Origin of the sequence: Nocardia anocheti (assembly GCF_029675105.1) — a bacterium.
In the GTDB taxonomy this organism is placed as follows: domain Bacteria; phylum Actinomycetota; class Actinomycetes; order Mycobacteriales; family Mycobacteriaceae; genus Nocardia.
Window position 1 is genome coordinate 62,050 of the sequence record NZ_JAQQFV010000005.1, and the last position, 15,682, is coordinate 77,731.

Annotated in this window: 15 protein-coding genes; 10 read left to right on the forward strand and 5 right to left on the reverse strand. The window is 70.6% G+C overall.

From position 1 onward, the window contains the following. The first annotated feature begins 79 nt into the window (after positions 1-79). The 3 genes from fdxA to QC180_RS14265 all read left to right on the forward strand — a co-directional run bounded on the left by fdxA (position 80) and on the right by QC180_RS14265 (position 2,934). The gene (gene fdxA, locus QC180_RS14255; protein ID WP_022566345.1) at positions 80-403 is read left to right on the forward strand and encodes a ferredoxin; all 324 of its coding nucleotides are present in this window, start codon (positions 80-82) and stop codon (positions 401-403) included. After that, positions 400-1,491 (forward strand): succinyldiaminopimelate transaminase, encoded by a 1,092-nt coding sequence (dapC, locus tag QC180_RS14260; RefSeq protein WP_278263212.1) that lies wholly within the window; start codon positions 400-402, stop codon positions 1,489-1,491. The genes fdxA and dapC overlap by 4 nt, the downstream gene beginning before the upstream one ends. A 237-nt stretch (positions 1,492-1,728) precedes the next feature. Beyond that, on the forward strand, positions 1,729-2,934 hold the full coding sequence (locus tag QC180_RS14265) for a serine/threonine-protein kinase (RefSeq protein ID WP_278263213.1): 1,206 nt from the start codon (positions 1,729-1,731) through the stop codon (positions 2,932-2,934). A gap of 64 nt (positions 2,935-2,998) precedes the next feature. On the opposite strand, the gene QC180_RS14270 is transcribed toward QC180_RS14265, so the two are convergent. Further along, positions 2,999-3,850, reverse strand: coding sequence for an oxygenase MpaB family protein (locus tag QC180_RS14270; RefSeq protein ID WP_278263214.1), 852 nt, complete (start codon positions 3,848-3,850; stop codon positions 2,999-3,001). 115 nt (positions 3,851-3,965) lie between these two features. Between QC180_RS14270 and QC180_RS14275 the strand changes: the two genes are divergently transcribed. Further along, positions 3,966-5,393 (forward strand): acyl-CoA synthetase, encoded by a 1,428-nt coding sequence (locus QC180_RS14275; protein WP_278263215.1) that lies wholly within the window; start codon positions 3,966-3,968, stop codon positions 5,391-5,393. Positions 5,394-5,401: 8 nt separating this feature from the next. Here QC180_RS14275 and QC180_RS14280 read toward each other — a convergent pair whose 3' ends face one another. From QC180_RS14280 to QC180_RS14295, 4 genes are all read right to left on the reverse strand, one after another. Then, positions 5,402-6,280, reverse strand: a complete 879-nt coding sequence (locus QC180_RS14280; RefSeq protein ID WP_278263216.1) for an RNA polymerase sigma-70 factor — start codon at positions 6,278-6,280, stop codon at positions 5,402-5,404. Next, positions 6,277-7,356 carry an NAD(P)/FAD-dependent oxidoreductase gene (locus tag QC180_RS14285; RefSeq protein WP_278263217.1) on the reverse strand — a complete coding sequence of 360 codons (1,080 nt, stop codon included), beginning with the start codon at positions 7,354-7,356 and terminating at the stop codon, positions 6,277-6,279. Before QC180_RS14285 ends, QC180_RS14280 begins: the two co-directional genes overlap by 4 nt. A gap of 133 nt (positions 7,357-7,489) precedes the next feature. After that, a complete protein-coding gene (dapD, locus tag QC180_RS14290) occupies positions 7,490-8,440 on the reverse strand; it encodes a 2,3,4,5-tetrahydropyridine-2,6-dicarboxylate N-succinyltransferase (protein WP_278263218.1) in 951 nt (316 codons plus the stop codon). Positions 8,441-8,557: 117 nt separating this feature from the next. Continuing rightward, positions 8,558-9,175 carry a DUF8020 domain-containing protein gene (locus QC180_RS14295; protein ID WP_278263219.1) on the reverse strand — a complete coding sequence of 206 codons (618 nt, stop codon included), beginning with the start codon at positions 9,173-9,175 and terminating at the stop codon, positions 8,558-8,560. Between the two features lie 292 nt (positions 9,176-9,467). On the opposite strand from QC180_RS14295, the gene dapE reads away from it, so the two are divergent. The 6 genes from dapE to QC180_RS14325 are packed head-to-tail and all read left to right on the forward strand — an operon-like array spanning position 9,468 to position 15,671. Continuing rightward, positions 9,468-10,562: a succinyl-diaminopimelate desuccinylase gene (gene dapE, locus QC180_RS14300; RefSeq protein ID WP_278263220.1), complete on the forward strand. Its 1,095-nt coding sequence runs from the start codon at positions 9,468-9,470 to the stop codon at positions 10,560-10,562. 27 nt (positions 10,563-10,589) lie between these two features. Then, positions 10,590-11,396: an LOG family protein gene (locus QC180_RS14305; RefSeq protein WP_474646445.1), complete on the forward strand. Its 807-nt coding sequence runs from the start codon at positions 10,590-10,592 to the stop codon at positions 11,394-11,396. Beyond that, positions 11,390-11,944, forward strand: coding sequence for an LOG family protein (locus tag QC180_RS14310; RefSeq protein ID WP_278263221.1), 555 nt, complete (start codon positions 11,390-11,392; stop codon positions 11,942-11,944). Before QC180_RS14305 ends, QC180_RS14310 begins: the two co-directional genes overlap by 7 nt. Positions 11,945-11,955: 11 nt before the next feature. After that, positions 11,956-13,722, forward strand: a complete 1,767-nt coding sequence (locus QC180_RS14315; RefSeq protein ID WP_278263222.1) for a long-chain-acyl-CoA synthetase — start codon at positions 11,956-11,958, stop codon at positions 13,720-13,722. A gap of 48 nt (positions 13,723-13,770) precedes the next feature. Then, complete coding sequence (gene folP / locus QC180_RS14320; RefSeq protein WP_278263652.1) at positions 13,771-14,736, forward strand: dihydropteroate synthase; 966 nt, start codon at positions 13,771-13,773, stop codon at positions 14,734-14,736. Continuing rightward, the gene (locus QC180_RS14325) at positions 14,733-15,671 is read left to right on the forward strand and encodes a glucosyl-3-phosphoglycerate synthase (protein ID WP_278263223.1); all 939 of its coding nucleotides are present in this window, start codon (positions 14,733-14,735) and stop codon (positions 15,669-15,671) included. Before folP ends, QC180_RS14325 begins: the two co-directional genes overlap by 4 nt. Positions 15,672-15,682: the final 11 nt, after the last annotated feature.

Consider the following 15,682-nt stretch of genomic DNA (forward strand, 5'->3'; position numbering starts at 1 on the left):
CTGGGGGTAACGTGGAGTCACGCGATAGGGTTTCGGGGGCGGAGCAACCCGCAGGTGAGGACAGACTAGGAGAACGGCAGTGCCGTACATCATCGCTGAACCGTGCGTTGACGTGAAGGACAAGGCGTGCATCGAAGAGTGCCCCGTGGATTGCATCTACGAGGGTGGCCGCATGCTCTACATCCAACCCGACGAGTGCGTTGACTGTGGTGCGTGTGAGCCGGTCTGCCCCGTGGAGGCGATCTTCTACGAAGACGACACCCCGGACCAGTGGAGCGGCTACATCAACGCCAACGTCGACTTCTTCGACGAGCTGGGTTCTCCCGGTGGCGCGACCAAGGTGGGCAAGGTCGACTACGACCCGGCCTTCATCAAGGCGCTGCCCCCCATGGCCGAAGAATGAGGGTCAGCAGCCTGCTGCCCGATTTCCCCTGGGACACCATCGCCGGGTTCAAACAGAAGGCGGCCGCGCATCCCGGTGGGCTGGTGGACCTGTCCGTCGGCACGCCGGTCGACCCGGTCGACCCGCTGATCCAGGCCGCGCTGAACTCGGTCGCGGCCGTCCCCGGCTACCCGACCACCCACGGCACCCCCGAACTGCGTGAGGCCGCCGTCGCGGCGCTGGCCCGCCGGTTCGGGGTCACCGGGGTCGACCAGGCGGCGGTGCTGCCGGTCATCGGCACCAAGGAGCTCATCGCGGGGCTGCCGCGACTGCTCGGGCTCGGCGCCGAGGACCTGGTGGTGATCCCCGAGATCGCCTACCCGACCTACGAGGTCGGTGCCCTGCTGGCCGGTGCCAAGCCGTGGCGGGCCGACGGTCTCACCCAGATCGGCCCGCAGAACCCGGCGCTGATCTTCGTGAACTCGCCGTCGAACCCCACCGGCAAGGTGCTGCCCGTCGAGCACCTGCGCAAGGTGGTGGCCTTCGCCCGCGAACGCGGCGCGATCGTCGCCTCCGACGAGTGCTACCTGGGCCTGACCTGGGAGGGCGAGGCCGTCTCGATCCTCGACCCGCGCGTGTGCGACGGCGACCACACCGGTCTGCTGGCCATCCACTCGCTGTCGAAGACCTCGAACCTGGCCAGCTACCGCGCCGGTTTCGTCGCCGGTGACCCGGAGCTGGTCGCCGAACTGCTCGAGGTGCGCAAGCACTCCGGCATGATGCTGCCGTTCCCCATCCAGGCCGCCATGACCGCCGCCCTGCGCGACGACACCCACGAGGCCCAGCAGCGCGAACGCTACCGCGCCCGCCGCGACATCCTGCGAAAAGCCTTGCTGGCCGCCGGTTTCCGCATCGACCATTCCGACGCGGGCCTCTACCTCTGGGCCACCCGCGGCGAACCCTGCCGCCGCACCCTCGAGTGGCTCGCCGACCGAGGCATCCTCGCCGCCCCCGGCGACTTCTACGGCCCCCGTTCCCCCGAACACGTCCGCATCGCCCTCACCGCGACCGACGAACGCATCGCCGAAGCGGCGGCCCGCCTGGCCTGACACCGTTCGCTCCCGACCGGCCGGATCGACTACTGTCCGGCGGGTCGGGGCGACACGGGCAGTACGTCGACGGGACCGACGCCTCGGTCTTCCGTGGCAAGCCCCTGGACCCCGCCCGCGCGCTCGGCATCATCGCCCAGACCGCCGAGGCGCTCGACTACGCCCACGAGCGCGATGTGCTGCACCGGGACGTCAAGCCCGCCAATCCTGCTGACGCCTTCGCGCGCGGGAGATCGCGTGGTGCTCACCGATTTCGGTATCGCCCGGTTGCGCGGTGACGCTCGTCAGCTCACCCGCACCGGCGACTTCCTCGCCACCCTCGCCTACGCCTCGCCCGAACAACTGTCCGGCGGCGAGATCGACCACCGCTCCGATCAGTACTCGCTGGGCTGCACCCTGTTCGCGTTGCTGACCGGTGAAAGTCCCTTTCCCGCAGGCAATCCCGGTGCGGTAGTCGCCGCGCATCTGACCAAGCCGGTGCCTCGGGTGTCCGCGGCTGTCCGCCTGCCCGCTGGGATCGATACGATCGTCGCCCGGGCGCTGGCCAAGGAGCCCGCCGAAAGATTCGACAGCTGTGCGGAATTCGCGCGGGCGGCCGCTGTCGCGCTGTCGGGCGGTGTCGAATCGGGAGAGGGTCCGGCGTTCGCGGGTACCGCTGCGGCGCGCCATGTCTCACCCGATGCGAGCGATCGGTGGACATCGGCTGGCTCGTCGGCGTCGGCGACATCCGCGCACCCGCCCGCGCACCGGCGACCGGCCGCCGACGCGACGCGGTTCAGCGATCCCCACCATCCGACCGTCGTGAGTACACCCCGCGCCGTTCCTCGGCCGCCCGCCAGCCCCGTGTCGTACACCCGGTCACCGCATCCGATTCCGGACCGCCGGGTCGCCGCGGGCTGGCGCACCCTCTCGGTCCTCCTGGTTGGGGTGGCGGTTCTGGGCGTGGCGGCCATCGGCATGGCAGGCGTCTACTGGAAATTCATCCGCCCCCACCGTCTGGCTCCTACGATGCCCTGGGGACAGCACCACTCGATCGCCGTGGCCTACCCCCAGATGATCCCCACCGATCCCCAGGGCGTGGGCTGGCGCGATGCCCGCTGCTCGGGCGCGGGCACCGTTGTCGCCATGGTGGGTGACCCGGTGCCGCGCGGTCAGATCATCTGCACCCAGCCCGACGGCGTCACCATCTGGTACACCGAGTACGACTCGCAGGACGCGGTGAGCGCCTACCTCGCCGCCCACACCGAGCGCGCGGGCGAGCGTGACTTCTCGCGGATGGGCACCCTCCTCCTGTTCCGTCCCACCGACCCCGGCGCCCCGTTCACCCTCGCCACCCACGCCTGGATCACTCCTGGTCCCGATGACGTCCTCGTCGAGGTCGCCTGGCCCGGCCACACCTTCGACGACCTCCGCACCCAGTGGTGGGACCAAGCTCCCCTGTGATCTCGACCGGGCAGAGCGGTACGGCCCGTGGCCGAGCGGTGGCCGCTGACGTGTCGCCTCGGCGTCAGACCAGGGGCTTTCCCTTGCGCTGACGGCGGCGCATGTCGGCGAGGGTGGCGTTGAAGGGGAAGTTGCGGATCGGGCGGGGGAGGCGGCTTACGACGGTGCCGGTGGTGCGCATGAGGCGGTTGAGGCGGCGTTCGTCGCGGGGGGTCCAGGTCATGCCCAGCTGGGTGCGGAGGTGGTCGGGGAGCAGGCCGGTGGTGTACCAGCGGTGGAAGCGGGCGAAGGGGAGGCGGATCGGGGCGGCCAGCATGCGGAGGTCGAGGAGGCGGTCGAAGTAGGCCTTGATGGTGGGGTCGATGCTGGTCAGGGGGAGGTGGGTGGACCAGTAGGCGTCGAAGGCGGCGCGGTCGGCGGGCCACATGTCGCGGGGGACCTGCAGGGTGGTGCCGAGGTGGTGGGCGTAGGAGTAGAAGACGTCGGCGACCTCGTCGTCGGTGGGGCCGTGCAGGCGGCGCATGACGTCGACCGAGCCCCAGTAGAGACAGGCGGCGACCCACAGCTGCAGGTTGCGGTCGAAGGCGTTGTACTTCACCGGGCTCTCGGCGGTGGAGCGCACGTGGCGGTGCACGCTGTCGACGGCGGCGCGGAAGGCGGCACGGTCCTCGTCGGTGCCCATCAGGGCGACCGAGAGGTAGGTGAGGGTGGTGCGGGTGCGCTTCACCGGATGCCGCATGATGCTGCCGCTGTGGACCCGTGATTCCGCGACGCCGTAGCCGACGGGGGCCAGACTGAGCTGCATGATCACGTTCGCGGTGGCGCCGTAGAAGGCGGCGGCCCCGTCGACATAGTCGCGAATATCGAAATCGGCCGGTTCGAACTTCGGCGAACGCGGGCGAGCGAGGATGGTCATCGTTGACCCCGTCTTCATCGGTGAGAGAACTATACGTTGAATGTCTCATTCTGTCGCCGGGGTGTCAACGGACGGCGGCGTACCGCGCCGGACCACACCGGGTTAGCGTGGACGAATGCCTTTCGGTCCGCCGCTGCTGCTCGCCTCACTCGATCCGGTCGCCGTCGCCGCCGGGGCCGACATTCCCGACGCCGTCACCATCGATGATGCCACCGTCTCGCGCTCCGATCTGCTGGGTGCGGCAACTTCGGTGGCGGAACGGGTGGCGCGGGCGCAGCGGGTCGCGGTGCTGGCCGAACCCACGCTGCGCACGGTGCTCGCGGTGGTCGGCTGCCTGATCGCCGGGGTGACGGTGGTACCGGTACCGCCGGATTCCGGCAGCGCCGAGCGCGCGCACATCCTGCGGGACTCCGGCGCGCAGGCGTGGGTGGGTGCCGCGCCCGAGGACACCGAACTGCCGGTGATCCCGGTGCGCCTGCACGCGCGCTCCTGGCACACCTATCCCGAGCCCGACCCGGCCCGCATCGCGTTCATCCTCTACACCTCCGGCACCACCGGCGCGCCCAAGGGCGTGCAGCTCAGTCGCGGCGCCATCGCCGCCGGGCTGGACGCGCTCGCCGAGGCGTGGGCGTGGACCTGGAAAGACACTCTCGTGCACGGACTTCCGCTGTTCCACGTGCACGGGCTGATCCTGGGTCTGCTCGGTCCGCTGCGGGTCGGCAGTCCGGTGATCCACACCGGCAAGCCGACGCCCGAGGCGTATGCGAAGGCGGGTGGCAGCCTGTACTTCGGGGTGCCGACGGTCTGGTCGCGCATTGTCGAAAAGCCGGAGCTGGCCAAGGAATTGAGCGCGGCGCGGCTGCTGGTGTCGGGCAGCGCGCCGCTGCCGGTGCCGGTGTTCGAGCGGCTGCGCGAACTCACCGGGCAGGCACCGGTGGAGCGCTACGGCATGAGCGAAACCATGATCACCCTGTCGACCCGCGCCGACGGCGAGCGCAGGCCGGGCTGGGTGGGCACGCCGGTGCGCGGCGTGCAGACCCGGCTGCGCGACGAATCCGGCGAGCCGGTCCCGCACGACGGCGCCAGCATCGGTGGTCTCCAGGTGCGCGGCCCGATGCTCTTCGACGGCTATCTGAATCGCCCCGAGGCCACCGCCGCGGACTGGACCGAGGACGGCTGGTTCCGCACCGGCGACGTCGCCGTGATCGACCCCGACGGTTTCCACCGCATCGTCGGCCGCGAGTCGATCGACCTGATCAAATCCGGCGGCTACCGCATCGGCGCCGGGGAGATCGAGACCGCACTGCTCGGGCATCCGGCGGTCGCCGAGGTCGCGGTGGCCGGGCTGCCCGACGACGACCTCGGCCAGCGCATCGTGGCCTTCGTGGTGCCCCGCGCGGCGGGCTCGGCCGAGCTGGGTGCCGAGCTGACCGCCTTCGTCGGCGAACAGCTCTCGGCGCACAAGCGACCGCGCGAGGTGCGCTTCGTCGACGCCCTGCCGCGCAACGCCATGGGCAAGGTGCAGAAGAAACTGCTGGGCTGAGCCCGGGCTCAGTCGGTGAGCCGGACGGTGGCGAGCTTGTCGGGATTGCGCACCGAGTACAGCGCGGTGACCACACCGTCGACCACCTCGATGGTGGTCACCTGGTCGACCACTCCGTCGAGGGTGGTGACCACCGCGGGCATGGCGTTGTAGGTGGCGATCCGTGCGCCCAGCTCACCCATCCGCGCGCCCTTGGCGAGCAGCCCGATGACCAGCCGCGCGACCTTGTCCGGTCCCTCCACCGGACGCCGCGCCGCGCTCACCACCCCGCCGCCGTCGCCGAGGAAGACCACATCGGGGGCGAGCACGTCCATCAGCGCCTGCACATTGCCGGTGGCGGCGGCCAGCGCGAACCGCTCGACCACCGACTGCGCCTGCGCGGGCGTGGCGATGGCGGTGTGCCGCTGCGCGTGCACCCTGGCCCTGGCCCGCTGATTGAGCTGGCGCACCGCGGCTTCGGATCGGTCCACCGCGGCCGCGATCTCGGCGTAGTCGAAGGCGAACACCTCGCGCAGCACGAACACCGCGCGTTGCAGCGGGGTGAGCGTCTCGAGCACGAGCAGCATGGCGACGGTGACGTCCTCGCCGGTGAGCACGTGCTCGACCCCGCCGTCGGCGGTGGTGGCCAGCGGCTCGGGCAGCCACGGACCCACGTACTCCTCGTGCCGGTGCGCGGCCGAGCGCAGCACCCCCAGCGCCTGCCTGGTGACGATCTGGGCCAGGTAGGCGCGGGGATTGCCGATCGCGGACAGGTCGACCCCACGCCAGCGCAGGTAGCTGTCCTGGAGCACGTCCTCGGCGTCGACCACGGTGCCGAGGATCTCGTAGGCGATCGAGAACAGCAGCCGCCGGTTCTCGGCGAAGGTGTCCTCGTGGGAGTGGGTCATGGCTGGCGGCCGCGCAGCCAGAGCGCGTTGCCGGTGCGCGCGGCGTGGGCGGCGTAGCGGACGATGCTCTCCTTGGCGACGGCGGCCGGGCGCCGGGCCAGATACAGCGGCAGCGGGGTGTCGTCCCCGCGCGTGGCCTGGACCACCGCGTTACGGCGGCCGATGCTCAGCGCCTGCCCGGCATAGGCCATCGAATACGGTCGCGGCGCACGTCCTTCGATCATCCGGGCGAGCGTATCGGCCGCGTGCGTGCCCTGCGGACCCGCGGTGGCACAGGCCATCCGCGCGCCGGGCACCGCCGCGCAGTCGCCGATGACGAACACGCGCGGGTCGGTGACGCTGCGCAGGTGCGCGTCGACGAGTGCGCGGCCCTCGGCGTCGACCGCGAGCCCGCTGCGCGCGGCGAGTTCGGGCACGCCCGAGACCACCGCCCACAGCGTCAGATCCGACTCCAGTTCCGTCCCCGAGCGCAGCCGCACACCCGACCCGTCGACCTGGTCGATCTCGCCACGCACACACTCGACACCCAGCCGGGCGAGCCCGCGCCGCGCACTGCGCTGCCCACCGGGCGACAGGCTCGCGCCCAGCGTGCCGCTCACCAGGCGCACCCGCAGGTCGGGGCGGGCCTCGGCGACCTCGGCGGCGGTCTCGATGCCGGTCAGCCCGCCGCCGACCACCGTGACCACACGATCCGCGTCCAGCGCGGCCAACGCGGCGCGCCCCCGCTCGGCGCCCTCCCAGGTGCCGACCGGGATCGTGCCGGGCAGGGGCCGCGCGGTGCTGCCGACGGCCAGCAGCAGGTGGTCGAAGGCGACGTCGGTGCCGTCGTCGAGGGCCACCGTGCCGTCGCCGATCTTGTCCGCCGCCGCCACCCGCAGCGTGATGCCGGGGCGCAGCATCTCGGTCAGCGGGGTCGCCGCCGACCCGGTGCCCGCCAGTTGCTCGTGCAACCGCACCCGCTCGATGAAATCGGCGCGCGGATTGACCACGGTGATCCGTGCCCCCGCCACCTTCGCGGCCAGCCGGTTGGCCGCCCCCGCTCCCGCATACCCTGCCCCGATCACGACGATGTGCATCGCTGCCTCCTGCTGTTGGATGGTGCGTTCGACCATGGGATGCCGCAGGGCGCGGTTCTGTGACGGTGATCTGGATCACCGCAGGCAGAAGGCCCCGCACTCGGGTGAGTACGGGGCCTTCGTGAAGCGTCGATCAGTCGTTGGCGTGCAGGGCGGCGTTGAGTTCCACGCCGGTGCCCTTGCGCGGCACGACCTCCACCGCGCCGGTGGTGGAGTTGCGGCGGAACAGCAGGTTCGACTGCCCGGACAGCGTGGCGGCCTTGACCACGGTGCCGTCGGGGCCGGTCACCTTGGTGCCCGCGGTGACGTAGAGGCCCGCCTCGATCACGCAGTCGTCACCCAGCGAGATGCCCAGGCCCGAGTTGGCGCCCAGCAGCGAACGCTCGCCCACCGAGATGACCTGGGTGCCGCCGCCGGACAGGGTGCCCATGATCGACGCGCCACCGCCCACATCGGTGCCGTCGGCGACGACGACACCGGCCGAGATGCGGCCCTCGACCATGGAGTTGCCCAGGGTGCCCGCGTTGAAGTTGACGAAGCCCTCGTGCATGACGGTGGTCCCCGAGGCCAGGTGCGCGCCCAGGCGCACGCGGTCGGCGTCACCGATGCGCACCCCGGAGGGCACCACGTAGTCGACCAGGCGGGGGAACTTGTCGACGCTGAGCACGGTCACCGGGCCGCGGGCGCGCAGCTTCAGCCGGGTCTGCTCGAAGCCCTCCACCGCGCACGGGCCGTGGTTGGTCCACACGACATTGCTGAGCAGGCCGAACTGACCGTCCAGGCTCAGGCCGTGCGGGCGCACCAGGCGGTGCGAGAGCAGGTGCAGGCGCAGGTAGACGTCGTGCGCGTCGACGGGGGCGGCCGACAGGTCCGCGATGGTGGTGCGCACCGCGATCACCTCGACCCCGCGCGCCGCGTCCACGCCGAGCAGCTCGGCGAACTCGCCCGCCTCCTCGGCGTCGAGGCGCTTGGTGCCGGTCTCGGTGACCTCGCCCAGCTCCGGGCTGGGGTACCAGGTGTCGAGGACGGTCCCGTCCGAGGTCACATTGGCGATACCGACTGCGGTGGCTCCCTGAATACTCACGTCCCCCATTTTGCCGGGTCGGCCCCGCGAAGTGTGCGCTACCCCCGGTGGCCCGACGAGAAAGGGGTGTGCGGGCCGCGATGGCCCGCACACCCCTCACGGTGTCAGCGTGTCAGATCAGGGCTGACCGGTGGCGAAGGCGATGACGGCGTCCAGGAACTCCTGGCCACCCATCACGTAGCCGCCGATGAGCATGCCCGCCGGGATGGTGATCAGCCACAGGAACGGGATGAACGCGCCGATGATGCCGCCGATGGCGATACCCGGCAGGTTCTTGTTGACCTGCTCCATGAGCCGGTCGTAGGAGCTGATGTCCTTCAGCTCGGAGATGTTGCCCAGCTTGCTGGTGTCCTCGGGGGTCAGCGAGGCGGCCAGCTTGACGCTGCGGCCGTCGGCGCTGATCTCCTGCGCCACCGCGATCGGCAGCCCGGCGACCTCGGACTTCAGCGCCACCTGGTCGACCGTCGCGCCGTCCTCGGCGATCAGGGCGACGGCGGTGCCGTCCTCGGTCAGCTGGAAGCGACCGCTGTCCACCGCCCAGGTGATGGTCTTGTCGACCGGCGAGACGGTGGTGTTGTAGTTGATGCCGTGCGCGACACCCGAAGTCACGCCCCCCGAAGCCACCACGACCGGCTGCTCGGTCGCCACGGCGGGCTGACCGTTCGCGGTGGCGGCGGTGATGCCCACCGCGGTGACCGCGAGGAAAACGGCGGTGGTGATCTTTCCGAACTTCATTCTGATGAACCCCTCCATGTGTGCGCGGCCCGATCGGGACGCAGCTGTAACGCTAGCCGAGCGAAAAACGATGGGGCACACCCGGGTTCGTCGTCATGAGATCGTCATATTTGCTCGAGCAGGCGTTTCGCGGTCTCGTGGGTCAGGTTCCGAGCGTCGCTCGGGGATGCGCGGGTTCGCTGAGGCGATGCTGTGCTCGGCGCGCGGGCCGGATCGTCGGTCCGGCGTCGCGGATCGGTGCGTGCTCGCGCGAACGCCCGGTGCGGGCCGCGCGGCGTACTACTGTCGAGATGTGACTCTCGATTTGCGCGCCGACCCGATCCAGTTGACCGCCGCCCTCGTGGACGTCCCCAGTGTGTCGCGGGACGAGGCCAAGATCGCGGATCTGGTCGAGCAGGCCCTGCGGGAGCAGACCAGCGGATTCGAGGTGCTGCGGCACGGCAATGTGGTCCTCGCGCGCACCCGACGGGGGCTGCCGACGCGGGTGATCCTGGCCGGGCACCTCGACACCGTGCCGATCGCCGACAATGTGCCCAGCCGCCCGGCCGAGGTCGACGGGGAGCCGGTGCTGTTCGGCTGCGGCACCGTCGACATGAAGTCCGGCGACGCGGTCTTCCTGCACCTGGCCGCCACCATCACCGACCCGGCGCACGACCTGACGCTGATCTTCTACGACGGCGAGGAGATCGCCGCGGAGTTCAACGGCCTCGCCCACATCGAGCGCGACCTGCCCGAATGGCTCGAGGGCGACCTCGCCGTGCTCGGCGAGCCGTCGGCGGGCTGGATCGAGGCGGGCTGCCAGGGCACCCTGCGCGTGCGGCTGAGCACCTCGGGTGTGCGGGCGCACTCGGCCCGGGCGTGGTTGGGCGAGAACGCGATCCACGGATTGGCGCCGGTGCTGGAGCGGCTGTCGGCGTATCAGGCCCGGCAGGTCGACATCGACGGCTGCGTCTACCGCGAGGGCCTGTCGGCGGTGCGGGTCTCCGGTGGGGTGGCGGGCAATGTGGTGCCCGATGTCGCCGAGGTGGATGTGAACTTCCGTTTCGCGCCCGACCGCAGTGTCGAGCAGGCCGTCGAGCACGTGCGCGAGGTCTTCGCGGGGCTGCCGGTCTCGTTCGAGATCACCGACTCCTCGCCGGGCGCGCTGCCCGGGCTCACCGCGCCCGCCGCGCGCACCCTCATCGACTCGGTGAACGCGCACGGCGGCGGCGGGGTGCGCGCCAAGTACGGCTGGACCGATGTCTCGCGCTTCGCCGCGCGCGGCATTCCGGCGGTGAATTTTGGCCCCGGCGACCCGAATCTGGCGCACAAGCGCGACGAGCACGTGCCGCTGGCGCAGATCACCGCCGTCACCGCGATGCTGCGCACCTACCTCACCCGGGGCTGATCGGTGCTCGGCAAGTAGGTTGGGAGCATGTCTACCGATTCCGCGGACGAGCAGGGTGGGAAGGTCAGATCGACGGCGAAGTTCCGGGGACCGGTGATGTTCCGGCGCGAACGCAAACCGGGCGTGCGCACCGCCGACCGCAACCTGCTGGACTCGCGTCAGGACGCCGACTGGGTGCACACCGATCCGTGGCGGGTGCTGCGGATCCAGGCCGAGTTCGTCGAGGGTTTCGGCGCGCTGGCCGAGGTGCCGCCCGCGGTGACGGTGTTCGGTTCGGCCCGCACCCCGCGTGACCATCCGGAATACCAGGCGGGCCTGGCCATCGGCGCCGCGCTGACCGAGGCCGGGTTCGCGGTGATCACCGGCGGCGGTCCCGGTGCCATGGAGGCGGCCAATCGAGGGTCCTCGGAGGCGGGCGGCTACTCGATCGGGCTCGGTATCGAGCTGCCGTTCGAGCAGGGCCTCAACGAGTGGGTCGACCTGGGCATCAACTTCCGGTACTTCTTCGTCCGCAAGACCATGTTCGTGAAGTACTCACAGGCTTTCGTGTGCCTGCCCGGCGGGTTCGGCACCCTCGACGAGTTGTTCGAGGCGATGACGCTGGTGCAGACCCGCAAGATCACCCGGTTCCCGATCATCCTGTTCGGCACCGCCTTCTGGTCGGGCCTGGTCGACTGGCTGCGGGATACGCTGGCCGCCTCCGGCAAGATCTCGCCCGAGGACGTCGACCTGATCCAGGTCACCGACAGCGTCGAGGAGGTCGTGCGGATCATCCAGGGCGAGCACGTGGGTCACCCGGACATCGAGCGCCTCGGCAGCGAGGACCAGTGGTGAGCCGAGCGATCTGTGTCTACTGCTCGGCCAGCACCACCGACCCCGAACTGATCGGCCTGGCCGCGCGCGTGGGCACCGAGATCGCCCGGCGCGGGTGGAGTCTGGTCTCCGGCGGCGGACACGTGTCGATGATGGGCGCGGTCGCCACCGCGGCCAGGGCGGGCGGCGCGCACACCCTCGGGGTGATCCCGAAACACCTGGTGCACCGGGAAGTCGCCGATGTGGACTCCGACGAACTGGTCGTCACCGACACCATGCGCCAGCGCAAGCAGATCATGGAGGCGCGGGCCGACGCGTTCCTGGCGCTGCCCGGCGGAATCGGCACACTGGAGGAACTGTTCGAGACCTGGACCGGTGGCTACCTCGGCGAGCACGACAAGACCGTGGTGGTGCTGGACGCGAACGGCTTCTACGACGGGCTGTTCCGCTGGATCGACGAACTGTACGAGCGCAACATCATGACCCGGCAGGCCCGGGACCGCGTCATCGTGGTCACCGACCTGGCGGCCGCGTTCGCCGCGCTGGAACCGGCTGCGGCGCAAGGGTAGGAGAGATCGACGTGAGCAATGACGCCCGCGACACGGTGAGCGTGTTCGACCTGGCCAGAGCACTGCCCGGGATGGCCATGGAAGCGCCCGGCATGCTGCGCAACGCGCGCGGAATGCTGGTGGGGCCCAAGGACAAAGCCTCCATCGGCCTGTACTTCCAGCGGGTCGCCCACCGCCGTCCCGACCGGGTGTTCCTGAAGTTCGAGGGCACCTCCTACACCTATCGCGCGGCCAACAGCGAAGTGAACCGCTACGCCGCCGTGCTCTCGGCGCGCGGGGTGCGTCGCGGCGAGGTGGTCGGCGTGCTGATGACCAACCGGCCCGAGACGCTGTTCACCGTGCTGGCGGTGCTCAAGCTCGGCGCCACCGTCGGCCTGCTCAACTACAACCAGCGCGACCAGGTGCTCGCGCACAGCATCGGCCTGCTCGACAGCGTGCTGAACGTGGTCGGCGCCGAATGCGCCGAGGCGCTGGACTCGCTGCCCGAACCGGCCGCGAACGTGCTGTCCGCCGAGGAGCTGGCCGAGGCCGCCCGCACCGCCGCCGACGCCGACCCCGAGGTCTGCGCGAAGGTCACCGCGGGCGAGCGTGCCTTCCTGATCTTCACCTCCGGCACCACCGGCATGCCCAAGGCCAGCGTGATGACCCATCATCGCTGGACCAAGAGCATGTCCGGCCTCGGTGGGCTCGGCGTCCGGCTGCGCGCCGACGACGCCCTGTACTGCTGCCTGCCGCTGTATCACAACAACGCGCTCACGGTCGCGCTGTCGTCGGTGCTGGCCGGGGAGGCGACCTATGTGCTCAGCCGCAAGTTCTCCGCCTCCGGCTTCTGGGACGAGATCGCCCGCGAGCGCGCGACCGCGTTCATCTACATCGGCGAACTGTGCCGCTACCTGCTCAACCAGCCGGTCCGCCCGGCGGAGCAGGGCAACCGGGTGCGGCTGGCCGTCGGCAACGGGCTGCGGCCGGAACTGTGGGACGAGTTCCGCCGCCGCTTCGGGATCGCCAGGGTGGTGGAGTTCTACGGGTCCAGCGAGGCGCCGCTGGCCTTCGTCAACGCGTTCGGTGTCGACCGGACCGCCGGGCTGTGCCCGCTGCCCTACGCGGTGGTCGAATACGACGACGAGACCGGTAAGGCGCGGCGTGGCCGCGACGGGAAGCTGCGCCGGGTGCGCTCGGGTGGGGTCGGGCTGCTGCTGGCCAAGGTGAACGACCGGCAGCCCTTCGACGGCTACACCGACAAGAAGGCTTCCGAGTCCAAGCTGGTGCGCGACGGCTTCAAGAAGGGCGACTGCTGGTTCGACACCGGCGACCTGGTGCGCGACCAGCACTTCTGGCACATCGCCTTCGTCGACCGGCTCGGCGACACCTTCCGCTGGAAGGGCGAGAACGTGGCCACCACCGAGGTGGAGGGCGCCCTCGACCACGACGAGCAGATCGAGCAGGCCGTGGTCTACGGCGTCGATATCCCCGGCACCGACGGCAAGGCGGGCATGACCGCGGTCACCCTGCACCCCGGCGCCGAGTTCGACGGCAAGTCCCTGGCCGACACCGCCTACGCCCGCCTGCCGCTCTACGCGGTACCGCTGTTCGTGCGGGTGGTCGCGGAACTGGAACAGACCTCCACCTTCAAGAGCCGCAAGGTGGAACTGCGCAAGCAGGGCTACACCCCCGACGAGAAGAGCCAGCTCTACGTACTGTCCGGCCCGTCGCGGGGCTACGTCCCCGCCTACGACGACTACGCGGCCGACGTCGCGGCCGGTCGGGCCCCGCGATAGCCCGGAATCGCCAGAAGACCGCAAGGTAACGTCTGATTTCGCATGAACATGGGTAACTCGTCGGGCACGCCCGAACCGCCACCAGCCACCGAACCGCCTGCCCGAGACACGACCGGCAGCGGTTCTCAGCCGTCGGCAGAAGTCGCGGGGAGGCGGGCGAGCTTCTGTGGGCGGGAGGTGGCCGGGGATCGGGCGTTGGTGATGGCGATCGTGAATCGCACCCCCGATTCCTTCTACGACCGCGGCGCCACCTTCACCGACGCGGCCGCCATGGATCGGGTGGCCCGTGCCGTCGACGAGGGCGCCGACATGGTCGATATCGGCGGGGTGAAGGCGGGCCCGGGCGCCACCGTGGACGCGGCCGAGGAAACGCTGCGGGTGGTGCCGTTCGTGGCGGCGATCCGGGCGAAGTATCCCGACCTGTTGATCAGTGTGGACACCTGGCGCGGTGAGGTCGCGCGGGCAGCGGTGGCCGAGGGCGCGGAACTCATCAATGACACCTGGGCGGGGGCCGACCCGGATCTGGTGCGGGTGGCGGCCGAGACCGGCGCGGGGATCGTGTGCAGTCACACCGGGGGCGCGGTGCCGAGGACCCGTCCGCATCGCGTGCGCTACGCCGATGTGGTGGCCGAAGTGACCGCGACGGTGGTCGCCGCGGCCGAGCGCGCGCTGGCCGCGGGCGTGCGTCGGGACGGGATTGTGATCGATCCCACGCATGATTTCGGCAAGAACACCTATCACGGGCTCGAGTTGTTGCGTGGAATCGACAGTCTCGTAAAAACCGGATGGCCAGTACTGATGGCACTGAGCAACAAGGATTTTATCGGGGAGACTCTAGGGGTAGGTCTCACCGAAAGGGTCGAGGGCACCTTGGCGGCCACCGCGTGGTCGGCCGCCGCGGGCGCTCGGATCTTCCGGGTTCACGAAGTCGCCGAAACCCGGCGGGTCGTGGACATGATCGCCGCGATCCAGGGCATCCGGCCCCCCGCACGAACTCTGCGAGGTCTGGCATGAAAATCCAACACCGCGAGCCCGCCTGGGCCACCACCCACACCTGGGACACCCCCGACTGGACAGTCGACGAACTCGTCGCCGCCAAGGCGGGCCGCACCGTCTCGGTGGTGCTGCCCGCGCTCGACGAACAGGACACCGTCGCCGACGTGGTGGCCAGTATCCGGCCGCTGCTCGGCACGCTCGTCGACGAACTGCTCGTCCTCGACTCCGGCTCCACCGACGCCACCGCCGCCCGGGCTCGCGCCGCGGGCGCCGAGGTGGTCACCCGCGAGGAAGCCGTTCCCGAACTCGAACCGCTGCCCGGTAAGGGCGAGGTGCTGTGGCGCTCACTGGCCTGCACCAGCGGCGACCTGATCGCCTTCGTCGACTCCGATCTCATCGACCCCGACCCGGCCTTCGTGCCCAAGCTGCTCGGCCCGCTGCTGACCACGCCCGGCACCCACCTGTCCAAGGCGTACTACCGACGCCCGCTGCGCCAGGGCGAGTCGGTGGACGCGCACGGCGGCGGCCGGGTCACCGAGCTGGTCGCGCGTCCGCTGCTGGCCGCGCTGCGCCCCGAACTGGCCCAGGTCCTCCAGCCGCTGGGCGGCGAGTACGCGGGCACCCGCGAGCTGCTCACGGCCGTTCCCTTCGCCCCCGGTTACGGCGTGGAGATCGGCCTGCTGCTCGACACCTACGACCGCCTCGGCCTCGACGCCATCACCCAGGTCAACCTGGGCGTGCGCACCCACCGCAACCGCCCCCTGTCCGACCTGGGCGTGATGAGCCGCCAGATCCTCGGCACCGCCCTGCGCCGCAGCGGCGTCCCCGACTCCGGCGCCGCCCTCACCCAGTTCCCGTTGATCGGCGGCGAATTCATCGCCCACTCCACCGAGGTCTCCCTCGAGGACCGCCCCCCGATGAAAACCCTCCGCCCCGAACAGGTCGCCGCCTGACCGACGGCGTA